The 21,707-nt window shown below is 33.4% G+C and carries 22 protein-coding genes, 1 tRNA gene and 1 other RNA gene; 17 read left to right on the top strand and 7 right to left on the bottom strand.

All coding sequences use genetic code 11. From position 1 onward, the window contains the following. Nucleotides 1-29: 29 nt before the first annotated feature. Both mtnA and IJQ68_RS09450 read left to right on the top strand, forming a co-directional pair. Nucleotides 30-959, top strand: a complete 930-nt coding sequence (mtnA, locus tag IJQ68_RS09445; RefSeq protein ID WP_292799700.1) for an S-methyl-5-thioribose-1-phosphate isomerase — start codon at nt 30-32, stop codon at nt 957-959. A gap of 387 nt (nt 960-1,346) precedes the next feature. Further along, a complete protein-coding gene (locus IJQ68_RS09450) occupies nt 1,347-1,682 on the top strand; it encodes a hypothetical protein (RefSeq protein WP_292799703.1) in 336 nt (111 codons plus the stop codon). A 241-nt stretch (nt 1,683-1,923) separates the two neighbouring features. Here IJQ68_RS09450 and IJQ68_RS09455 read toward each other — a convergent pair whose 3' ends face one another. Both IJQ68_RS09455 and IJQ68_RS09460 read right to left on the bottom strand, forming a co-directional pair. Continuing rightward, nucleotides 1,924-2,559 (bottom strand): zinc ribbon domain-containing protein, encoded by a 636-nt coding sequence (locus IJQ68_RS09455; RefSeq protein WP_292799705.1) that lies wholly within the window; start codon nt 2,557-2,559, stop codon nt 1,924-1,926. Nucleotides 2,560-2,600: 41 nt separating this feature from the next. Continuing rightward, nucleotides 2,601-3,167, bottom strand: coding sequence for a zinc ribbon domain-containing protein (locus IJQ68_RS09460; protein WP_292799708.1), 567 nt, complete (start codon nt 3,165-3,167; stop codon nt 2,601-2,603). Nucleotides 3,168-3,465: 298 nt separating this feature from the next. Here IJQ68_RS09460 and IJQ68_RS09465 point away from each other — a divergent pair, with 298 nt between their 5' ends. After that, nucleotides 3,466-3,819, top strand: a complete 354-nt coding sequence (locus IJQ68_RS09465) for a hypothetical protein (protein WP_292799711.1) — start codon at nt 3,466-3,468, stop codon at nt 3,817-3,819. A gap of 43 nt (nt 3,820-3,862) precedes the next feature. On the opposite strand, the gene IJQ68_RS09470 is transcribed toward IJQ68_RS09465, so the two are convergent. Beyond that, nucleotides 3,863-4,867 carry a class I SAM-dependent methyltransferase family protein gene (locus IJQ68_RS09470; RefSeq protein WP_292799713.1) on the bottom strand — a complete coding sequence of 335 codons (1,005 nt, stop codon included), beginning with the start codon at nt 4,865-4,867 and terminating at the stop codon, nt 3,863-3,865. Between the two features lie 38 nt (nt 4,868-4,905). On the opposite strand from IJQ68_RS09470, the gene dph5 reads away from it, so the two are divergent. The 4 genes from dph5 to IJQ68_RS09490 all read left to right on the top strand — a co-directional run bounded on the left by dph5 (nt 4,906) and on the right by IJQ68_RS09490 (nt 8,210). Then, on the top strand, nt 4,906-5,697 hold the full coding sequence (dph5, locus tag IJQ68_RS09475; protein WP_292799715.1) for a diphthine synthase: 792 nt from the start codon (nt 4,906-4,908) through the stop codon (nt 5,695-5,697). A gap of 781 nt (nt 5,698-6,478) precedes the next feature. Beyond that, the gene (locus IJQ68_RS09480) at nt 6,479-6,637 is read left to right on the top strand and encodes a hypothetical protein (RefSeq protein WP_292799718.1); all 159 of its coding nucleotides are present in this window, start codon (nt 6,479-6,481) and stop codon (nt 6,635-6,637) included. 240 nt (nt 6,638-6,877) lie between these two features. Beyond that, the gene (locus tag IJQ68_RS09485; protein ID WP_292799721.1) at nt 6,878-7,792 is read left to right on the top strand and encodes a hypothetical protein; all 915 of its coding nucleotides are present in this window, start codon (nt 6,878-6,880) and stop codon (nt 7,790-7,792) included. Then, the gene (locus tag IJQ68_RS09490) at nt 7,785-8,210 is read left to right on the top strand and encodes a hypothetical protein (RefSeq protein ID WP_292799724.1); all 426 of its coding nucleotides are present in this window, start codon (nt 7,785-7,787) and stop codon (nt 8,208-8,210) included. Before IJQ68_RS09485 ends, IJQ68_RS09490 begins: the two co-directional genes overlap by 8 nt. Here the strand turns inward: IJQ68_RS09490 and IJQ68_RS09495 are convergent. Beyond that, nucleotides 8,202-8,945 (bottom strand): archaeosine tRNA-ribosyltransferase, encoded by a 744-nt coding sequence (locus tag IJQ68_RS09495; RefSeq protein WP_292799727.1) that lies wholly within the window; start codon nt 8,943-8,945, stop codon nt 8,202-8,204. The two genes, IJQ68_RS09490 and IJQ68_RS09495, sit on opposite strands and share 9 nt — an antisense overlap. Nucleotides 8,946-9,155: 210 nt before the next feature. Between IJQ68_RS09495 and hdrC the strand changes: the two genes are divergently transcribed. The 9 genes from hdrC (at nt 9,156) to IJQ68_RS09540 (ending at nt 14,958) form a co-directional block, all read left to right on the top strand. After that, on the top strand, nt 9,156-10,214 hold the full coding sequence (hdrC, locus tag IJQ68_RS09500) for a CoB--CoM heterodisulfide reductase subunit C (RefSeq protein WP_292799730.1): 1,059 nt from the start codon (nt 9,156-9,158) through the stop codon (nt 10,212-10,214). A 21-nt stretch (nt 10,215-10,235) separates the two neighbouring features. Next, a complete protein-coding gene (hdrB, locus tag IJQ68_RS09505; protein WP_292799733.1) occupies nt 10,236-11,132 on the top strand; it encodes a CoB--CoM heterodisulfide reductase subunit B in 897 nt (298 codons plus the stop codon). Nucleotides 11,133-11,328: 196 nt separating this feature from the next. After that, entirely contained in the window at nt 11,329-11,595 is a 267-nt protein-coding gene (locus IJQ68_RS09510; RefSeq protein ID WP_292799736.1) for a DUF749 domain-containing protein, read from the top strand. Then, entirely contained in the window at nt 11,592-12,119 is a 528-nt protein-coding gene (locus tag IJQ68_RS09515; protein ID WP_292799739.1) for a DUF2096 domain-containing protein, read from the top strand. The genes IJQ68_RS09510 and IJQ68_RS09515 overlap by 4 nt, the downstream gene beginning before the upstream one ends. An 11-nt stretch (nt 12,120-12,130) precedes the next feature. After that, a complete protein-coding gene (locus IJQ68_RS09520) occupies nt 12,131-12,820 on the top strand; it encodes a metallophosphoesterase (RefSeq protein ID WP_292799741.1) in 690 nt (229 codons plus the stop codon). A gap of 97 nt (nt 12,821-12,917) precedes the next feature. Continuing rightward, nucleotides 12,918-13,844: a 2-phosphoglycerate kinase gene (locus IJQ68_RS09525; RefSeq protein ID WP_292799744.1), complete on the top strand. Its 927-nt coding sequence runs from the start codon at nt 12,918-12,920 to the stop codon at nt 13,842-13,844. Further along, a complete protein-coding gene (locus tag IJQ68_RS09530; RefSeq protein WP_292799761.1) occupies nt 13,807-14,199 on the top strand; it encodes a CBS domain-containing protein in 393 nt (130 codons plus the stop codon). Before IJQ68_RS09525 ends, IJQ68_RS09530 begins: the two co-directional genes overlap by 38 nt. Before the next feature lie 298 nt (nt 14,200-14,497). Continuing rightward, nucleotides 14,498-14,811, top strand: an RNA gene (gene ffs, locus IJQ68_RS09535) — signal recognition particle sRNA. 63 nt (nt 14,812-14,874) lie between these two features. Further along, nucleotides 14,875-14,958 (top strand) — tRNA-Ser (locus IJQ68_RS09540). Nucleotides 14,959-14,965: 7 nt separating this feature from the next. Here IJQ68_RS09540 and IJQ68_RS09545 read toward each other — a convergent pair. The 3 genes from IJQ68_RS09545 to IJQ68_RS09555 are packed head-to-tail and all read right to left on the bottom strand — an operon-like array spanning nt 14,966 to nt 18,573. Next, nucleotides 14,966-15,874: a cation diffusion facilitator family transporter gene (locus tag IJQ68_RS09545; RefSeq protein WP_292799747.1), complete on the bottom strand. Its 909-nt coding sequence runs from the start codon at nt 15,872-15,874 to the stop codon at nt 14,966-14,968. Then, a complete protein-coding gene (locus tag IJQ68_RS09550) occupies nt 15,867-16,985 on the bottom strand; it encodes a pyridoxal phosphate-dependent aminotransferase (protein WP_292799750.1) in 1,119 nt (372 codons plus the stop codon). Before IJQ68_RS09550 ends, IJQ68_RS09545 begins: the two co-directional genes overlap by 8 nt. A gap of 40 nt (nt 16,986-17,025) precedes the next feature. Then, nucleotides 17,026-18,573 carry a radical SAM protein gene (locus tag IJQ68_RS09555; RefSeq protein ID WP_292799752.1) on the bottom strand — a complete coding sequence of 516 codons (1,548 nt, stop codon included), beginning with the start codon at nt 18,571-18,573 and terminating at the stop codon, nt 17,026-17,028. A gap of 186 nt (nt 18,574-18,759) precedes the next feature. Here IJQ68_RS09555 and IJQ68_RS09560 point away from each other — a divergent pair, with 186 nt between their 5' ends. After that, entirely contained in the window at nt 18,760-21,486 is a 2,727-nt protein-coding gene (locus IJQ68_RS09560) for a transglutaminase domain-containing protein (RefSeq protein ID WP_292799755.1), read from the top strand. The last annotated feature ends 221 nt before the right edge of the window (nt 21,487-21,707 follow it).

The raw sequence follows: 21,707 nt of genomic DNA on the forward strand, positions 1-21,707 counted from the left end.
TATATCATCTCAAAATAATATTAATAATCATGAGAACTATTGAATGGGAAGACAACAAATTAAAATTAATAGACCAGACTAAGCTTCCGGACGAATTAACTTATGTTTACTGTGAAAATTACCAGGAAGTCATTGTAGCAATCAAGGACATGATTGTGCGCGGTGCACCAGCTATTGGCGTAGCTGCAGGCTTTGGTATGGCTCTTGCCTATCTGAATGGTGAGGATTTGGAAAAAGCTGCTGATGAAATCAAAGCAGCAAGACCAACAGCCATTAATCTCTTCTGGGCAGTTGACAGAGTACTGAATAGCGATGATCCTTTAGAAGAAGCATTAAAAATGTATCAGGAAGATATCGATACCAATATGGCTATTGGAAAATACGGTTGCGAAGTCATTGATGATGGAGATACTATTTTAACTCACTGTAATGCAGGAGCACTTGCATGTGTTGATTACGGTACTGCTTTAGGTGTTATCAGAGCAGCTTTTTATGAAGGCAAAGACATTAATGTGATTTGTGATGAAACCAGGCCTCGCGGTCAGGGAGCCAGCCTGAGCGTTTGGGAAATGCAGCAGGAAAACATTCCTGTAAAACTGATTCCTGATGTGGCTTCAGGATTTTTGATGTCACAGGGCAAAATCGATAAGGTCGTCATAGGTGCGGACAGGATAGCAAAAGGCGGTGTTGTTAATAAAATCGGTTCATTCATGGTTGCAATGGCTGCAAAACAGCATGATGTTCCATTTTATGTGGCAGCTCCATTGTCCACTTTTGATTTTGAAGCATCCATCTTCGATACTGTTATTGAAGAAAGGGATGGTGATGAAGTAAGATATTATGGCGGTGCCAGAATTTGTCCTGAAGGCACAGAAGTGATAAATCCTGCTTTTGATATAACTCCAAAAGAATTCATTACTGGTATTATCACTGAAAATGGAATTATTGATCCGATTTAGGTGTAATTTACATTTGAATCATGATTTTAAAATTTGATTGGGGATTGTATAGTTAACGTATATGATTCTTAATTTCTTTTATTTTGTGGAAATATAATCATATTTAGTTATAAAAGTACATCATTGAAATCAAATAAAATAATCATTCATACCATTTCATATCAATCAATATATTGAAGAAGTCTACTCTAATGGGTAATTAATCTTTTAAGAATAATTAATTACTCATTTGATTTTAGTCAATTTTTTCAACGGAATTTCTAAATAATATTGTTGAAGAGAGTTTTTATTCGGATGTTTTACTCAAAATAATGATGATTATGCATATCATGTATTTATATATTTTGTGTAATAAATTTATTACCAACAAAGTAAGGAGGTTTTAATTTGAAAAAAATATTTTTTGTTTTGGTAGTGTTGTCTGTTATTCTTTGTGGTTTTGTTTTTGCTACATCGGATACTGTTCAGGTGGATAATTCTACTGTGAATGAAATAAATGATTTGATTAGTAAAAATGCTGTTGCGACTATATGGGTTGAGTATGATGAGAATGATGATAGTGTTATGACTGTATATGGTGGATATCCTACTGAGAGTTATAGTAGTTCTGCTTCAGTTAATACTCCTTCTCAAGATTCATCTGCATCTGTTTCAGATTATGAACCTAGGGATGTTAGTGAGTTTCCTGCAGGCACATTGAGATCTTGTGCAAATGCAGCATAATTAATTGAATTTTCATTAAACTACCTTTTTATTTTTTTTAATTCTTTTTTATTTTTTGGTTATTACTTTGTGGTCACTGTTATCATGTAATTATTAGTTATTTATTAATCAATGCCACAATACCTGCAGTTATTAATTTTATTATACATATCATCACTGAAATGGAATAATTAATCCGATTTAAATTTAATTAGTTGATGAATTTATCATCATATTTTTTAAAAAAGAAAAAATTAGCACTCTAGAATGTTTGAGTGCCGCTTGTAGGTGATAAACTAACTGAAACTGTATCCAATAGTTTATTGCCTGAACTATCATACAGATTTACTGTTGCAAAATCAGGAAATTTGCTGTAAGCATCAGCACTGCTGATACTGATGTAACCTGATGAATCAACATGGGCAGGAACCATATTTCCATTATTTAATGTTGCACCGTCTCTTGAATACCATATTTGCACAGTCACTTGTTCACCTGCATGCTGTGAACCAACATAGATTTCAGCATAAGTCTTATCAGATAACTCTGATCCTGTTGAAAAGCTTCCTCCAAGAATGCTCATGGATGTAGGGCTGGAACTTGGTGTAGAAGCCGTTGGAGTTGAAGCAGGTTGTGCAGTCTGGTTTTGAGGAGCATTATTAACAGCACTTTGCTGGTCATCTGTATTAAATATTCCTGAAGAATAGACAAATATTCCTGCTAAAGCGATTATTATAATAATTAAAGCGATGACAATGATTTTGCTATTGTCGCTTTTATTAGTTTTATCATTTAATGTATTTCCAATATTGTTGGTTTTAAATGGATTTCCGCATTTTTTACAATATTGTGCATTATTTTTGTTTTCATATCCACATTGTGAACAGAATTTTGTCATAAGACACCTCCAAACATATATTTATTTTCATGTCTTAAAAATTAATTTAATTTTGTCCCACAATTTTCACAAAATTCCGCATCAGTGTCTACTTCAGATCCGCAATTGTTACAAATATTTTCAGATATTTCAAATTCAAAACCACATTTTTCACAGAATTTTGCGTCTTTTTTTATTTTAGTTCCACATTCTGGACAATTTTTAACTGCAGTTGAGATTTCATTGAGTTTATTCTGTACATTTGTCTGAACATTTAAATCATCACCTGATCCTTGTTTAATAAAATATAATTTAATAAAACTTATTACTGCAGCAATAACTGCTGAAATACAAGCCCACATTAAAATATCCGCTGCTATTAATGAAGCGAAAGGAATGAAAACATACATAGCAATAAAAGTAGATATAAAAGCATAAATTGCTGCAGTTAATGCTTCATCAAACTTATCAAATAATCCTAAACCATTACTGAGAAAACCAATTATTAATGAAGAAATAATAATGGATACCCACATCTCTTCTGCTGCATAAAATATTGCAACAAATGATACTACACCTAAAAATATACACAATACCAAATTTTTTATATTTTTTTCATTAATTTCCATAATGACACCTCGTTATTTCAAGAAAACATCAGATAATTGTTTTATCTTGTTTTGTTGTGTCTCTTTGAAGCTATAAAGTAAAATTTATCGATATATATATATTTTGATTTAATTTTGTGTATAAAAGAAATGTTTGTTTTTTTTTAAGTTTAATAAGCAGTTTCGTTGATTTAAAATGAATTGTTCAATGGAAAAATTTAAAATTATTTGAATATTAAATTTTCAGAACCATAAATTAGAAGCGTTATATATATCTTTTGATAAAATTTCGATTATCTATTTATAAGGAGGTAAAATTATGAATAATAAAACAAGAGCAATAATTGGAATTATATTCTTAATAATTGGTTTAGTGCTATGTTTCATTTATATGGGTTTTAGTTCTTCAAGTTTCTATTCTGGAATTGGTTCTGCTGCTTTGATTTATACAATATTATTAATTATTCCACCAGTTATCTTGATATTCTCCAATAACTTGTCTATTACTAATACAGTTAAGATTGCAATGTTTGTATATGTAATATTAGTGTTGCTTTTAAGTATTTTAAGAGGAGTTGCATTTTCTGACTTACCTGGCGCACCATTAATTATTGTTTATGCAATTCTTTCATTAATTTCAGTATATTTGCTTGAAACTAAATCAAAAGAATAAATGGTTTCTAGATTAGAAATGAAGTATAATTTATATGTGGAAATTAATCATTTGATTTAATTTTGGCATCTATAGCCACATGCCATTCTCCTGGAGATGTGGACTTGACTTTTCTGGTGTTGATGATTTCCACATTTTTATTTTCTTTTAAAGCAGCATCAATTAACCTTTTTGCCCCCTGTTCATACCCATTTGAGAACTCATAATAATTGATTATACCATCATCTTCAATTAACTGCATTGCAACATCAAGGAAATCATAGGCAAGACCTGGAAGGTTCATGATTATTCTATCAAATTTACTTTTAAACGATTTGGATATTTCTCTTGCATCTGCGCAGATGGCTTCAACATTTTTCACCTTGTTGAGGCGGATGTTTTCGGTGAAATATTTTATGGCATTATCGTTAATGTCAACTCCTGTAATGTTAACATCATTGTTTTTAGCTATCACAATAGGAAAGGGTCCTATTCCACAAAACATATCTAAAATGTTTTCCCCATCATTAACGCTGTCGCTTACACGTTTTCTTTCGGTTGCAAGTCTTGGGGAAAAGTAAACTTCCTTGACGTTCAGCTTTAATCTGGCACCATGCTCCTTGTGTATTGTAATAGGTTCATCTTCACCTGCAATAAGCTCCAGATCACGGATTCTGATTGTTCCGTGAACGGCACTCTTTTTCATGTAGATAGCTTTTCTTTTGGTAAAGTCAAGTGTGGCTTTGCCGATGATTTTTTTCTTGGATTCCAGTTGATCGGGAATTTCTAGAATAACAACATCTCCGATTGTATCGAATGATGTTCTCAAGTCTTCAATTTCTTCATTGCTAAGCTCTCCTTCAAGCAGCTCTGCAAAGTTGTGCGGGCGTGTATTCAGCGGTTCCAGGTCAATATCAACAATTTCATATCCTTCAACATCTTCATTTATCGGAATATAACCGTAATCTCTTTCGGCTTTAATCCGATAATCCATTCTCATCAGTTCTTTTTCCATCAATTCCTTTCTGACATCATTAAGCTTTTTTAATGGAACCTTAACACATTTCATAATAACTTTTTTATGTTTTATTCAATATATAGTATTACATGTTTTATTTAGTAGGATTAGGTTTATTTGATGAAAAGGATATTTCATTAAAAGGTTTGGAATGTTTAAAAAATGTAGATAAGATTTATGCTGAATTTTTCACTTCACGATTATTCGGCTCAAGCTTCGACAAAATCGAAGAGCTTATCGGCAAGGAGATTGAAGTTCTGGTAAGGGGTGAAGTCGAAGAGGAGCACAAGTTCATTGAAGAGGCCAAAGACCTGGATGTTGCACTGATTACCGGAGGAGATCCTCTGATTGCAACCACCCACAGCGACTTTCTGGTTCAGTGTGCGAAAAAGGGCATCGCTTATGAAGTAATTCATGGATCATCAATATTGTCTTCAGCACCGGCAATTTCCGGCCTTCAGGGATATAAGTTCGGTAAGGTAACCACCATTCCTTTTCCGGATTATAACTTCTATCCCAAATCTCCATATGAGGCAATTGAAGAGAACCTGAAATCAAATTTGCACACTCTCGTATTACTTGACATTCAGGCCCATAAAGACAGATACATGACTGTAAATCAGGGTTTGGAATATCTTATGAACATTAAGGACTCCATTGACTATGAAGGACGGATTACAGAAGATACTTTGGCAATGGGTATTGCAAGAGTCGGATCAAGTGATGTAATCGTCAAAGCGGGCAAAATTGCCGATTTAATCGATTATGATTTTGGCGGACCGCTTCACTGCATCGTTATACCGGCAAAATTACATATCGTTGAGGCAGAATATCTTGTAGAAATCGCTGGGGCTGATTCAAGCATTCTGGATGATGTTTAAGTTATAAAAAGGGGAGAAGTAGATTGGTTGTTATCTACTTCGTGTTGTATGTATAATGAACAATCTTTGGAGATTATAAAATGATTGAGGTATGTTCATCATAGATATGAATGTTATATCACATCGTATAATATGTTGTTTTTCATATTATATAAATTTTTTTAAAATTTTTTTAGAATTATCATGAAAAATGAGAAATCAGTGCTTTTTTTATATATTTTTTATATATGATTAAGAATTCATATTAAAATTAAAAAATTATGGTGTTTAAAAATAGGGGAGGGGGGAAGTAGAATTTATAATGTCTACTTCTTGTTTTTAAGTGCAATGAACTAACTTTGGAGATTATAAAATGGTTGACTGATGTTCATTGAAAGACATGAATTTTTCTTCACATCGTTTAATACATTAGTCTTTATAATATATAAATCTTTTTCTTTTTTTCTTTTCCTGGGGTATTGAAAAATTGTATTCGGAAGGTAAATACGGAATCTGTCAGAAATTATATGTGATCAGGGTGATGATTTTTGAAATATTCCTTTGCCTGAGTTAATTGTACTATGTGCTTATGATAATTTTGTGAATCCAATACTGATTTGAAAAATTTTGATTTGGATGATATGTCATATTCATTTTCTTATTTTTGCATTTTAAATCCATAACAATACGTTCTAATTGAGCTTAATTTTACTCTTTCAGGTAATTATTATCATTAATGTGTAAAAATAAGGATGAAAAATACTGATTAGTTTATTTACTAGAAGAATACTAATAGTTATTCATGACTAAAAATAGAAGAGTTACTATTAAGGTCAATAATGACCTGGACATGTATTTTCGTAAATTAGCCTCTTCTAAGTTATTGTTCACTAAGGGTTGGTATTCAAAAGCTATTGAAGAAGCTATGAAGTTGTGGATTGAAAATGAGGAGAAGTATTGACATTTGTAATACCTCCTCAATTATAATATTTTAACTACTAATTTTTCCTAAAATAATATATAACATCTTATGATGTTGGAGGCATAGTTAAGCCTTTGTTTGTATTTTGAATGAGGATGCGTCAAAATTTGTCAATACGAATTTATCCTTATTCACTTTTTCTATTATTAATTTAACATTTTTTTAGATAAACTATTTAAATTATAAATAATGTAGATATAATTAAGTAGGTGATTAGTAATGGAAAATGAGGAATTTAGAACTGTTCGGGTATATACCAAAAAATATACGAGCAAAGATAAGGACGGCAACTCAGTAGAAAAGGAATCCAAACAGAAACAGGTAAGCCTTAAAAAAGAGGATCCTTTTGAAGACAATGATTTGGTTAAGGTCATTCCTAAAGAGGAGTATGAAAAACTAATCGAAAATACATCTTCCGAAGCTGTTGATGAGGATATCATTGCTGAAAAGGACGCTCAGATTCAGGAGCTTCAAGATCAGTTGGATGCTTTGAAAAGTTCATTTTTCGATGATGTGGGTTCACTTAAAGACCAATTGTCAGATAAGGAAGAGTTAATCAAGGCCAAGGATGAGATTTATGAGCTGAACAAAAAGCTTGTCAGTGTTGATGAGGAACGGGTTGCCATTTTCAAGGAACTGGACTATAAAAATAAGATGATTCTTGCTTATAATGTTGAATTAAACAAATCTATTTTAAACGCCATTAATGTTGTCATTGATGAGGCCAGAGACAATATCAACAAAAGAAACGCTGATTTGATTGAAGGTCTGGAAAAGTCAATATCAAAATCCAAACATGATGTAAATGAGAAGAATAAGGCTATAGCATACGAGATAAACAGCACAATTGCTGACATGAATGAGCAAATAAGAAACACAAGCACTCTTAAAATGATACTCAACAAGAAAAAAATCAATTTGAGAGTACCTACAGACGATTTGCTTAAACCATTTGAGTTTGACTTTGATGTTGAACAGCTGCTTTCAGGCCAGGCATTGGAATTGGATGCTTCAGAGATATTGAAAGAAGTAATGCCTAAGCTCCCCGAACCGTTTTCCAAATATATTGATACTTTAGAGGAAGCGCCTGAAACCATTGATATAAAATCAGCAAAAGAGGATGAGGATGAATAAGAATATTTTCCAGTCAGGCAATGTCAGTTTCCAGTATCCTGAAACATGGACTGTTGAGGATGCGGACACTTTCAACAATCCGGACTGCATTGCGACTCTATCCAAAGGGGAAAGCAATCTTTTGAATATTGTGGCATTTCCCACACCTACAGATTTGAATAGCTATAAGGAATTCATGGAAAACACCATATGCGATGATGGCGGGGTGATTTTAGAATCAGATTTTGTCCAGATAGCTAATATGGATGCAATAAGGCTCCATGGAAACATCAGGACTCCGGACATTACTTTTGATATCCATACATATGTCTTCATCGAAGAGGGTAATATCTATATTTTCGAGTTAAGAACTGCGGACTATTCATCAAAAACAATAAAAGAATATGATGAAATAGTTTCATCATTAAAATTAGAATAACTGACTGTATTCCAGGATAAAGTCCATATAGGTTTTATCCAGAATTTTCAGTGTGGATATGTTTTGGGGAGCAGTTCCTGAACGTTCCTCAACAAGATTTCTTAATGAACTGTTTTCCATATGTGTTTGTATTTCACGTATTACAAACTCCAGACACTCTATATTCTTCTTTTCAAGCTCTTCTCGGGTAATGTCTTTATATATTTTATATGTGTTCAGATCATATGCTTTTGTAGGGGTTTGCAGTACATTCATGTGGCTGTAATAATTGCTTGCATCAGTTAAAAATCCGTCTATTCCCATGTAAGTCAGTATTGGCATAAAAGAGCTTTCTGCAAATGTGAAAATCAGCATTGTTGACGGATGGGCATTTTTCCTCAGGTTTACTACAATGTCAACCAGTTCCCTGGGGTTTGTCAAAAGCTCGTCCCCGTTTGCTATAATAAATATATTATATCCGATATTTTCCAGTTCTTTCATGCATTCAATTCTCAAGTCAATGTATTTGGATCCCTGAATTACTGCAGCATCATAGGTATCAACATTTTCACGTGCAAGTCTTAATGTCTCATTCACGTTAAATTGAGCTATTTCCTTGTCAATATTATATGCTGAACCTTCTGATGGGCAAATTTTCAAATCATTTTCATAAAATAGTATTGGGGTCTTTTCACCATCAATTTTTCCGATTCTTCCGGGTCCGTCATGGGATTTGATTTCGAATTTTTTAATCATTTGATTCTTCCTTTTTTCTGTTGGTTATCATTTTGTATATTATTGTTTATTAATCTTTAAAATTTTAGGTTATCCTAAAATATATTTTAAGTGTAACCTTTTTGATTACACCTTTCAAAAATTTAGTAAGCTTTATATATGATTTTCAGATAAATTATAATTAAGGATTGGAGGATAGATATTCCTATGAAAATCCGAGGTGTGTTTTCAATGTCTATTATAAATCGTCTTAAATCCTTGTTTTCCGAGGATAAAGATAAGGAAGAAAAAAACGTCGCAGATGAAAAATCTGATGATGTCGGAGCAAAACCATCCAATTTGGATGATGCTATTGTATCTGGAACAAAAACATCAGTTCCTATTTCTGATGTTCTTAAAAAAGATGAAGATGCAGCTAGCGAAGTAACATTCAAAAAAGATTTAAGCTCCATCGAAGAACAACGTGTTGAAGAAGATCTTCCTATAATAGAAGAAGATGAACCTTCTAATGATGAAGAAATTCCTAAAGTAGAGGAAGAAGAATCTGAAGTAGAAGAAGTTCAAGAAGTTGAAACTTCAGAAATTGAAGAAGAAGTTCCTGTGGAAGAATCTTTAGATGTTGAAGAAAATACTTCTTCAGATGAGGAAGATGTTAACACTGATGATGAAGAGGAATCAGCTGAGAAAGCTGATGACGAAGAAAAACAAAATGAAGATAAAAAGAGAGATAATATGACTTTATTGACTGATAAAGAATTATTAACAGATGCAAATCGTGACCCAGAATTTACTGCTGAGTTTATTGATGCTGGAATTGAAACTGTTAAACATTGTTTCCAATGTGGTACCTGTGGTGGAGGATGTCCTTCAGGAAGAAGAACTCCTTATAAAGTAAGACAAATTGTCAGAAAATGTTTACTCGGATTAAAAGAAGAAGTAATCACTGACGACGCATTATGGATGTGTACTACCTGTTACACTTGCCAAGAAAGATGTCCTAGAAGCGTAAAAATTGTGGAAATTATTAAAAAAGCACGTAACATTGCTGCTCACGCTGGATACATGGCAAAACCACACAAAATGACTGGTGTATTCGTAATCAACACAGGTCACGGTGTACCAATCAACGATGCAACTAAAGCATTAAGAACCAAAATTGGTCTTTCTGAAGTACCTGCAACCACTCACGCAGACGCTGCAGCTTTAGAAGAAGTACAAAAATTATGTAAACTTACCGCATTTGATGAATTAATCGGTTACGATGAAGCAACCGGCGGATTAAAAGAATAATTTGATTAGGAGAGTATTATTATGGAGATCGCATATTTCTTAGGTTGTATCATGCCTAACCGTTATCCTGGTATTGAAAAAGCAACCCGTATATTATTTGACGCATTAGATATTGAATTAAAAGATATGGAAGGAGCTTCCTGTTGTCCTGCTCCTGGTGTATTCGGTTCTTTTGATGAAGAAACCTGGGCTACCATTGCTGCACGTAACTTAACTCTTGCAGAAGATATAGGAGCTGACATCTTAACTGAATGTAACGGTTGTTTCGGTTCATTATTTGAAGCTAACCACATGTTAAAAGAAGATGAAGATAAAAGAGCTAAAATCAACGCAAACTTAGCTGAAATCGGTAGAGAATTCAAAGGAACTACCAACGTTAAACACTTAGCACAAATCTTAAGAGACGATGTCGGATTCGAAAAAATCTCATCCCTCATTGAAAAACCTTTAGATTTAAACGTTGCTGTTCACTACGGATGCCACTTCTTAAAACCTACTGCTGAAATCGGTATCGAAGACCAAGCTGAAAACCCATCCATCTTAGATGATCTTGTAGAACTCACTGGTGCTAAATCCATTGACTACAAAGACAAAATGATGTGCTGTGGTGCTGGTGGTGGAGTAAGAGCTAGAGATTTAGACGTAACCGCAAGTTACACTAAAGAAAAACTCGATCACATGTCTGCTGCTGGCGTAGATGCTATTGTTGATGTATGTCCATTCTGTCACATGCAATTTGACCAAGGACAAACTGAAGTTAACGAAAGATACGGAACTGACTTTGCAATTCCTGTATTCCACTTAGCTCAATTATACGGATTAGCTATGGGATTATCTGCTGAAGAATTAACTTTAGACGCACAAAAAATCGATGCAGCACCTGCTTTAGCTAAAGCTTTAGGTGAAAACGCTAAATAAGTTTAAGGATTTTATCCTTATCCTTTTTTTATTTTTTAGGCATTGAAAACACATTTCGGATTATTATTGTTACATTTGTAACAATTTTTTTTCAAATTTCATTTTTGTTTGATGAGTTACGAATGATTTTCAATTAATTTTATATATTAATTATTATAAAATTTAAATTGTTATAAAAAATATGAGAGGTATTAAAATGTTTGTAGCAACATTAGATGGTATATTTAAATACGAAGACCTTCCAGAAGAATATGAACCTTACGTTCAATTTAAAGCAACTATTGACAAAAGAGAACTTAAAGCAGATGATGAATTGGCTATTTTAAACATTGCCGGAACTTCTACTCATCATGTATTATTCTTAGATTCATATAAAAATACTAGAGAAATCGAAAAAGAATTAAAAGAAGCTGACGCTAAAATAAATCATACTACTTTAAAAATTATAGGTGGACATTTATGAGCTTACCCTCTGAACAGACTTGGTTAGTTCTCAATAATCTGATTTCAGATTTAACTCAAAAGGGATATGAAATCCCTGGCGGAATTAACCCCGAGATGGGATTGATCAGATCTTCTATCAGTTCATATAAAAGAGATCCATCTCATCCTGATTTGATTAATGGTTTAGCAAAAGCAGAAATGTCTTTAAGTAGTGTCCAGGGAACAGTCTTGTCTCTCGCAGAAGATGAAGGCGAAGAGTATGTTGAACATTGGATGGATTTATTTAAAAGGGCAATGAGGGGAGAAGAACTCTTTGAATTTCCAAAGTCTCGTTCAACATTTTTAGTTAACACTCCTCCAGGTTTAACCACTGGAAGAATTAATTTGAGAGTTCCTTTGGCTGAAGAAAGGGTTCAGGAAATTGCTGAATGGCATGGTCTTATCATCGAATTCGATGATGATGTTACTGTGGCTATTCATGGAGATAAACCGGATTTACAGATTGGTTTGAAAGAAATGGGTTCTTTCTTTTTAGAAGAATAATGGGCGATAATATGAAAATATTAGCTATTAGTGATGTTCACGGCGAAGAAAATGAAAATTTATATAAATATCTGGAAAATAATGATATTGATTTAGTATTAATAACTGGAGATATTACAGATTTCGGACCTTTGGAGTTCGTAGGTGAATTCATCGGAAAAATATTTGATTATGACTGTGATGTTATAGCAATTCCGGGAAATTGCGATCCTGCAGGAATCTGTAAAGCAATAGGTGAGTCAGGTGCATTCTGCCTGCATAATGAAATCATAGGATATGGCGATGCAATTTTATTCGGATATGGCGGATCCAATCCTACTCCGTTCGATACTCCTGGAGAAATTGACGACTTAAAAATCTATGGTGATGTATACGAATTGATGGCTAACTATGACTATGTCTACAATAAGGATGTTCCTAAAGTCAGAATTCTTGTAACGCATGCTCCACCGTTCAATACCGATGCGGATTTAACTGAAGGCGGTGATCATGTAGGCAGTTCAGGAATCTTAAAATCAATTCATGAGTTTGAACCTGAAATTAATATCTGCGGTCATATCCATGAGGCTAAATCTCTCAGTAAAATTGGTATAACTACAGATGTTGCTAATCCTGGAATGTTAAAAAATAACGGTGCTGTTTTAATTGACATTACAGACGGTTCAACATATGATATTAGCATTATTCAATTAGACGAATAATTCTAATTACTTTTTTTCTTTTTCAGAATCAAATAACAAATTTTATTTATCATTATTTTAAAATATTTTTTTAGTGAAATAATTCTTAAGTGATATTATGATTTGGGTTGTCGGTAATGTTGATGGAAATGACTATAAAGAACCATTTTCCAAAGGTATTTTAGCTCGTTCATTACGTGTATCAAGACTGGGTCTTGACGAAGCATATGAAATTGCCACTGAAATTGAAAATTCACTTATTGAAGCCAATATTACTGAAATAACTGTCAATGATTTGGCCAAATATATTGCAGATTATCTTAATAAGTTTGATGAAGAAATTTCCTTAAAATATAGCAAATGGAGAGAAGTTAGAAAATCTGATGAGCCTTTAATCATATTGATAGGAGGTTCTTCAGGTGTTGGAACATCTTCAATGGCATTTGAACTTGCTAATCGTTTGGGATTGAAAAACCTGATAAGCACAGATATGGTACGTGAAGTAATGCGTAAAATTGTTTCTAAAGAACTGAATCCGGTTATCCATAAATCAAGTTTTGATGCTTATGAAAGCATAAGGACTCCTGCAATACGTGTTGATGCGGTCATTGAGGGATTCATCAGCCATGTTGATGTTGTCAATGTTGGAATAGAGGCAATCATTGAAAGATCATTAAAAGAGGGAATAAGCATAATCGTCGAAGGAGTTCATGTGGTTCCGGGGTTCATCCGTGAGGATCTGCTTAAAAAGGGTAATGTTATAATGTTCACGTTAACTGTTGAGGATGAAGAGATGCACAAGCAAAGATTCTATACTCGATGCAGACAGCCTTGGGTAAAACGGTCTTTGGAACATTATATGGAGAATTTTTCAACTATCCGTAAAACTCAGGAATTTTTAATAGAACAGGCAAAAATCCATGATGTTCATGTTATCAATAATGTGGATATGAGAAACACTATTGATTTGATGGTAAATGATATTATTGAAGAATTTGGAGGTGAAAATAATGCTAACGAAGAAAGTATCACAGATAATGACTAGTGATGTGATTACCACAACTCCTGAAATAGATGTGGTTTATGCTTTTGAAAAATTGATGGAGTTCAAAATCAGTTCTCTTCCTGTTGTGGAAGATGATAAGTTGGTGGGCATAATCACTGCAACGGATGTTGGTCATAATTTGATATTGGACAAATATGAATTGGGAACAAATGTTGAGGAAATCATGATTAAAGATGTTGTTACAATTTCTCCGGAAGATACGTTGGAAACAGCTATAAATGTCATGAAAGATGCAAATCCTGGTTCTGGTATTTTAAATCAGTTGCCTGTAATTGAAGATGGTAAATTAGTTGGTATTATTTCTGACGGTGATATTATCCAAGAGGTTTTCTAAACTAAATATTTTTAATTATTTTACGCTGATTTTAATCATTTTTTTCAAGTTACTGGAATTTTATTTTTTTCCAGTAATAAATTTTAACATTTTTTATATTTTTTTTCAATATTTTTAATTTTAAATTTAGCTAAATCATGCCCTTTATTTTTTGTTAATTTTTGTTAAAATCCACTTTTTTTAATGTTATCATTAGTTTTATTTTTAGTTCTATTTTTAGGCAATATTTTTTGATTTACTAGAAATATTATTTTTTCTGAAATTGTTAACATTTATATAATATTAATGATATAAAATAATAGTGGCTAGACTGGAGGGTTAGGGGTCCTCTGTAAGCACACACCCCCTTTGGTGCAGTCGAAGTTCAGAAGGCGGCTTTTCAAGGGAATATAAGCCTGGATTGACAACATAGAAACTTCGTCCTACAGGATTAATGGTGATGGAGTCTTTACTGGAGGGTAAAGAAGAATCATCTTCGATATAGGAACGTGTCAGGCCCGGAAGGGAGCAGCTCTACTATTAACAATTGATGCTTGTAGTATCCCGGGGTGGAGTTGGATTTTCAGATCACTTATATTTTTGAGATTAGTCCACTTCTGAACGTGCCATTTATATAGAAATAAATAAGTTTATAAAGTACTTTTAACATATAATGGTATATCTTGTTTTGTTTATGTCGGGATGGCCCAGCCTGGTACGGCGTCGGACTGCTAATCCGATGATCATATGATCACCCGGGTTCAAATCCCGGTCCCGGCGTTTTAATTTATTTTTTGTCTATTTCTTGTTCATGCTCATAGTCCAGGCCTAAAGGACATGCATGTACAGAAACAGATTTTACGGTAGGTATTTTTTTAAGAATGTTTTCTTCTACAGTATGGACAATCTTATGAGACTCGTCAACACTCATCTTCCCGTCCACTTTAACGTGCAGATTTACAATAACATATGATCCGTAGTTGTCTACTTTTATATTATGTGCTTCGTAGGCATTTGGTGTTTTATTGGCTATTCTTTCTATCTTTCTTATTAATTTGTCATCAGGAACTTTTCCCATAATATTGTCCAGGTTTTCCTTACCTATGGTGTATGCAGTTTTTAAGATTAAAAGACCAATTATTAATCCTACAATCGGGTCTAAAATTGGATATCCCATATTTGACACGACAATACCTACTAGAATAGCTACTGAAGAGTATATGTCAGTTCTCTGGTGCTGTCCGTCAGCCACAATGGCGGGACTGTTAATCTCTTTGCCAATGTTAATAATATATCTGCTGATTGCCAAATTTATAAATATTCCAAATACGGCCATTAATGCTGCATAAATGGTAGGTACAGTAATTAAACTCGGATCAAGGAGCTTGTCTTTAGCGGTATCTATGATTTCATATCCTACCATTGTTAAAAACAGAACTATCACAAGTCCGCTTATGGATTCAGCACGACCATGTCCGCGCGGATGGTCATCATCTGCTGGTCTTTGTCCTATTTTAAATCCTATAAATGCGATTACTGATGTTGCAACGTCGGATAATGTATGAATTCCTTCTGCAACCAATGCATAACTTCCACACATCAATCCTACTGCAATATTTAAAATAGTCAAAAAACAATTTGAAGTTATTGCGACTGTCGCTGCTTTTTTACCGCCTTTTTCTCTAGTTTCATCCATTTACTATTTTCTCCTCAAGTATGTTCATTGCCTTTTCGATATTTTCATAGGAGTTTGCATAAGACATTCTCACATGTCCTTCACCGTTAGAACCGAATGCTGCACCAGGTACGGTTATCACGCCGGCCTGTGCTGCTTTTTGAACAAAGTCATTATCTTCAATTTTTGGAAATACGTAAAATGCTCCTTCAGCATTCACTGTTTCATAACCCATTTCATTAAGTCTTCTAACAATCAGATTCCTTCTTCTTTTGAATTCATCAACCATTTTCACTACTTCATCCTGTGGTCCTCTTAAAGCTTCAAGTGCTCCTTTTTGGGATGTTGAATTGGCACATGCAATATTATACTGATGTATTTTGAGAAGCTCTTCACATAAATCCTCATTGGCAGTTAAGTAACCTATTCTCAATCCGGTCATTGCATATGTTTTTGAAAAACCGTTTAATGTAACTACATTATCACTCCATTTCGCTGGAGAATAGTGTTTTTTGTCATAGATGATTTTTTCATAGATTTCATCTGAAATTATTAGGAAATTATTATCCATTGATAAATCTGCAATTGCTTTTATGTCTTCTTTTTCCATCACTGCTCCTGTAGGGTTGGATGGTGAATTTAGGATTATTGCTTTAGTATTTTCGTTTATTTTTTCTTCAACATCGCTTGCCTGCAGCTTGAATTCATTTTCCATGCTGCATTCAACAGGTGTTATTTTCCCGTCAGCTAACTTTACACATGCTTCATATGATAAAAAGCTGGGATTAGGTAATAAAACTTCATCCTCCTTTTCAATAAATGCCTGTGCACACATATAAAGGGCTTCGCTTGCTCCAACGGTCACTATGATATTATCAGGGTTTGTTTTAATATCATTGTCTTTTTTAAATTTTTTCACAATTTCTTCTCTTAATTCAATATGGCCTTTATTCGGTGAGTAATGAGTATCATTTTCATTAATTGATTCTATCATTGCCTGTTTGATATTTTCAGGAACATTGAAATCAGGTTCACCGATTCCCAAGTTAATAGCGCCGGGATTTGTAACTTCAAACATTTTTCTTATTTGTGATAATTCGATTGTTTTTGTTCTGTTTGCAGGATTAATCATAACAATTCCTCTTATATTATTATATTATTATTTTGTAATATTAATCTTCACATGCACCGCAGTTATAGCATGGAGATTCATCGCACCATGGTGTTTGCTTTTTGGAGCTTAATCTTTTGTATTCTATTTTCAGGAATTCCTTTTTAACTCCAGTGTCAATTTTGTCCCATGGCAACTCGTCATCAATTTCATAATGGGGCAGGTACTCCATCCATTCATGCATGTTCACATTTTTTGTCAGTGATTTTTCAATAATTGCAGAAACATCACTATTTCCACAGGAGAGTATATATTGGATAAGTGCTTTTTTAGGACTTTCAATCTTGATGTTATATTTCCGCAATTTCTTTTTAATATATTTGCTTTTTCGTTTGATGTCTTTAAAATTATAACTCATCCATTGTAAAGGAGTGTGTGGTTTTGGAACAACTGGATTTATGCTGAATTTGATCTTATGTCTTGACGTATGCATGTTCGCAATTTTTTCAATATATTCACACAGACTTTCAATATCATCCATTGTTTCATATGGAAGTCCGATTAAGAAATATAATTTTATGTTGAAGTCAAGTTTCACTGCATCTTGAATAACTGAAAAAATTTTTTCATCAGGAATATTTTTATTGATTCTTTTTCTGAGTTCATAAATTGATTCGGGTGCTAATGTAATAGTTTTCAGACCGCTTTTCTTAAGAAGTTTCAGACTTTCATATGTTATTGATTCAATTCTCAGTGATGGTGTTGAAATCTGGAATTTCTTTTCTTCGAGTCGTTTAATCAAAAGTTCAATGTCTGAATAGTCACTGACCGCAGCACCAATTAAAGTAATTTTATTCAAACCTGTGTTTTTCCGGGTCTCTTCTGCAATATCCACCAATATGTCAATATTTGTTTCACGCATCGGCCTATAAAGATAGCTTGACATGCAGAATCTGCATCCTCGGGCACACCCTCTGGAAACGTTCAGCATGATTGAATCGCTGAAAACAGTTTTATATTCATCATCATCTGTCCTGCTGATTATCGGCTTGGTGATATGGTATGCATCATCCATATCCTTAACAAGGGTTATTTTTGCATTATTGTCAAATTTTGGAATATAAATTCCTTCAAGGTCTAAAAAATTGTCCAAACGTCTATTTTCAAGAAATCTGTCAAGGAAATTATCCATTATTTCTTCGCCTTCACCTACAATGAAAATATCTATGTAGTCTGACATAGGCATGGGATTTGCGCTTGCACATGGCCCGCCGGCAATTATGAGTGGATCGCTTTCAGTTCTATTCTCTCTTTTCAATGGAATTTCTGCCTGTTTAAGCATTTCCACCACATTAAAGTAATCCTCTTCAAACTGCAGTGTGAAACTGATTATGTCAAAGTTTTTAAGAGGAGTATTTGATTCGATTGAATTAACATTCGGATATATTATTCTCTCGCACCATGTATCATCCCTTTCATTTATGAAATTATAGAGGATATTATATCCTAATGATGACATGGCAGTCCTGTAAATATTTGGATATGCCAAGGCTAAGCGTATGTCCACTTTTTTAAAATCCTTCCTGAAAATATTGTCTTCAAATATCATTTTTTATCTGTTTGTGATTAATTCTTCAATTTTACTTTTTAACAATATTTATATATTGCCAAGAAATATACATAAATTTACTTATCTTATTATATATCATATTTCTATTAAAATTTTCGTACGAAAACAAGGGGTGGAAAAATTTCTAATATAAATAAAGCAGTGCTTTTATGCTTTGCATGCATTATGTTTCTTTTTCTTTCATCAGTTTCCGCAGCTGATGATTCCAGTTTATTAAATGATTCCGTCTCATTGATGAGCTCTTATGATGATGTGCAATATTATTCTAATGAAGATAATATACAAACTGTTCTTTCCGGAAATGATACTGAATTATATTATAAGAATGGAACTTCATTTAAAGTTGTTTTATCCGATTATAATGGTTCTTTATTGGCTAATCAAAATATAATTTTTACAATAAATGATATTAACTATACTAGGGTTACAGATAGTGATGGTATTGCATCTATTACAATAAATCTACAGCCAGGAATCTATAACATTTCCTCTTTTTATGTGGGTAATGGGAATTACTCTTCTTTTTCAACGGTAAATACTGTAAAAGTGTTCTCCACAATCAGCGGAAATGATATTGGGAAATTATATAAAAACGATACTCAGTATTATGCAACTTTTATCAACGGCGTTGGAACTCCTTTAACTGATACTATGGTTACTTTCAACATTAATGGTGTTTTCTATCAGAGAAGAACTAATGAAAACGGTATTGCAAAGCTAAATATTAATTTAAACCCTGGAAAATATGTATTAACAGCCACTAATCCAAATAATGGTGAAATGCATTCCAATATTATAACTGTATTGTCTACAATTAATGGATCAGATATTGTAAAATATTATATGAATGGCACACAATATCATGTAAATCTCCTTGATGGTGCAGGCAATCCCTTGATAAATGCCAATGTGTCATTCAATATTAATGGAGTGTTTTATACACGCATAACTGATGGAAATGGTGTTGCGAAATTAAATATTAACTTAGGTCCTGGAAAATATATTATCACAGCCCTAAATTCTCTCAATAATGAATTGCATTCCAATAATATTGAAGTTTTACCTACCATTTCTGCAGATAACTTAATCATGAATTATAGGGATGGAAGTAGATTCGCCGCTAAGGTTCTTGATGATGAGGGAAATCCATTAGCTGGCAGTGATGTCACATTCAACATTAATGGAGTTTTCTATACTCGCGTAACTGATGGCGATGGAAACGCTCATTTAAACATCAACCTCAATGTAGGTAAATATGTTATTACTGCCGTCAATTATAAAGGATTGGCTGTTTCCAATAGTATAGATATTTTCAAATGTAATTCCACAATCTCAGATTCAAATGTTCATATTATAGCGGGACATGATAGAAATTATCGGGTAGTATTGCTTGGATTGAATAATAAGACAATTCCTTTTGCACCAATCAGTTTCAAGTATAACGGAAATTCCATAACTGCTGTTACTGATGAGAATGGTGAAGCGTCAATTCTTATTTCAAATCCTAACGAAGGGAAATATTCCGTAGAATATGAATTTGGGGGCAATATTAATTATTATCCTTACAAATCATCCAATACCGTGACTGTTGCCAATTCAACTACTGTGTTAACCGGAAAAGATTTGAAAATGATTTACAGTGACGGGTCTGCATTTAATGTTACATTAACAAATTCAAGTTCACTTCCTATAGCAAATGAAACAGTAACATTTAATGTCTGCGGCAAATCATATAATCGCAACACCGATGAAAAGGGAGTTGCAGGCCTAAACATTAACTTATATCCCGGCACTTATGAAATCTCATACAGCTATTGCGATATCAATTCTCCGGATTACAGTGAAGGGTCAAATACTATTGTAGTTTCAAAGATTCCTGCTTATTTATCCACTTCCGATTTGATCTTTGTTTATGGTGATGCAAAAGCATTTACTGCAACATTAACAAATGCCAGTAAAAGTCCTTTGGAAGGAATTGACGTTACTTTCAATATTGCAGGAAAATCATATATCCGAACCACCAATGCTTCAGGTGTTGCCAAATTAAATATTAATCTGGGAGTGGGCTATTATGATATTGTCACATCAGTTGATAGTGCAGTTTACTCCGCAGGCTCCAAATCCAATCATGTTTTAGTCGATGGCTCCATTTTAGTTGCTTATGACATAACAGTCTATCCCGGATTATCCAGAGACTTTTTGGTAACTGTATTGGATGCTTACAACAACCCTATTGTGGATGCAGACATTGAATTCATATTTAATGGAGTATCCAGTCATGTCCTTACTGATAATGATGGAGTAGCAACTTTCACTATTGGAGGTTTATCCAAAGGAGATTATGTGATTGTTTATAAGTATGCTGAGAGAAATAATGCCGGCCAATCATACATTTTCGCATCAGAAAAGATATTGAATTCTAAAAATACCGTCTCTGATTTAACCCAATACTTATCAGATTCCCAAAACTGTCAGGTTTCAGACCCTGAAATCGTTGCCCTTGCAAAACAACTGACCGGAAAGTACACAAATCCTTTAGATAAGGCTAAAGCAATATTCAATTATGTGAGGGATACCATACGTTACGGTTATTATTATGATACTCATTATGGTGCTGTAGGCACACTGCATTCAAAAACAGGAAACTGCGTTGACCAGTCTCATTTATCAATCGCTTTGTACAGGGCATGCGGCCTTCCTGCCAGATATGTGCATGGAACCTGCGTATTCAATAGCGGAAATTCCTATGGTCATGTATGGACTCAGGTGTTGATAGGCGATACATGGATTGCCAGCGATACAATTAATGCCGGAAACTCATTGGGCAGTGTTTTAAACTGGAATAACTATAATTACAAACTTCACGGATATTTTCCATATATAGTATTTTGAATGTTATTTAATTCTTGTACTAATATTTATATATTCTATAAAAATAAACATTAATTTACTATATTATTCTAATTTTTTTGTATAGTCTTTTACTTAATATTTGTACCATTTTTGTAAAATTATTCTTGGGCAGTTAATACCTGTGTATTAAGATTTACCAAGCTATCTCCCATTGACTTATGGGTTCAGTGAAAAAATATTTTTTTTCACGCTGTTGTATG

Origin of the sequence: Methanobrevibacter sp. (genome assembly GCF_017447225.1) — an archaeon.
Classification (GTDB): domain Archaea; phylum Methanobacteriota; class Methanobacteria; order Methanobacteriales; family Methanobacteriaceae; genus Methanocatella.

Bases quoted from the DNA above. Each gene is read 5' to 3' on its own strand.
- IJQ68_RS09495 (WP_292799727.1), bottom strand. From the start codon at position 8,945: ATGATTAAAAAATTCGAAATCAAATCCCATGACGGACCCGGAAGAATC.
- hdrC (WP_292799730.1), top strand. From the start codon at position 9,156: ATGTCTATTATAAATCGTCTTAAATCCTTGTTTTCCGAGGATAAAGAT.
- hdrB (WP_292799733.1), top strand. From the start codon at position 10,236: ATGGAGATCGCATATTTCTTAGGTTGTATCATGCCTAACCGTTATCCT.
- IJQ68_RS09510 (WP_292799736.1), top strand. From the start codon at position 11,329: ATGTTTGTAGCAACATTAGATGGTATATTTAAATACGAAGACCTTCCA.
- IJQ68_RS09455 (WP_292799705.1), bottom strand. From the start codon at position 2,559: ATGACAAAATTCTGTTCACAATGTGGATATGAAAACAAAAATAATGCA.
- IJQ68_RS09520 (WP_292799741.1), top strand. From the start codon at position 12,131: ATGAAAATATTAGCTATTAGTGATGTTCACGGCGAAGAAAATGAAAAT.
- IJQ68_RS09555 (WP_292799752.1), bottom strand. From the start codon at position 18,573: ATGATATTTGAAGACAATATTTTCAGGAAGGATTTTAAAAAAGTGGAC.
- IJQ68_RS09525 (WP_292799744.1), top strand. From the start codon at position 12,918: ATGATTTGGGTTGTCGGTAATGTTGATGGAAATGACTATAAAGAACCA.
- IJQ68_RS09490 (WP_292799724.1), top strand. From the start codon at position 7,785: ATGAATAAGAATATTTTCCAGTCAGGCAATGTCAGTTTCCAGTATCCT.
- IJQ68_RS09460 (WP_292799708.1), bottom strand. From the start codon at position 3,167: ATGGAAATTAATGAAAAAAATATAAAAAATTTGGTATTGTGTATATTT.
- dph5 (WP_292799715.1), top strand. From the start codon at position 4,906: ATGTTTTATTTAGTAGGATTAGGTTTATTTGATGAAAAGGATATTTCA.
- mtnA (WP_292799700.1), top strand. From the start codon at position 30: ATGAGAACTATTGAATGGGAAGACAACAAATTAAAATTAATAGACCAG.
- IJQ68_RS09545 (WP_292799747.1), bottom strand. From the start codon at position 15,874: ATGGATGAAACTAGAGAAAAAGGCGGTAAAAAAGCAGCGACAGTCGCA.
- IJQ68_RS09560 (WP_292799755.1), top strand. From the start codon at position 18,760: ATGTTTCTTTTTCTTTCATCAGTTTCCGCAGCTGATGATTCCAGTTTA.
- IJQ68_RS09550 (WP_292799750.1), bottom strand. From the start codon at position 16,985: ATGATTAATCCTGCAAACAGAACAAAAACAATCGAATTATCACAAATA.
- IJQ68_RS09470 (WP_292799713.1), bottom strand. From the start codon at position 4,867: ATGAAATGTGTTAAGGTTCCATTAAAAAAGCTTAATGATGTCAGAAAG.
- IJQ68_RS09465 (WP_292799711.1), top strand. From the start codon at position 3,466: ATGAATAATAAAACAAGAGCAATAATTGGAATTATATTCTTAATAATT.
- IJQ68_RS09480 (WP_292799718.1), top strand. From the start codon at position 6,479: ATGACTAAAAATAGAAGAGTTACTATTAAGGTCAATAATGACCTGGAC.
- IJQ68_RS09515 (WP_292799739.1), top strand. From the start codon at position 11,592: ATGAGCTTACCCTCTGAACAGACTTGGTTAGTTCTCAATAATCTGATT.
- IJQ68_RS09485 (WP_292799721.1), top strand. From the start codon at position 6,878: ATGGAAAATGAGGAATTTAGAACTGTTCGGGTATATACCAAAAAATAT.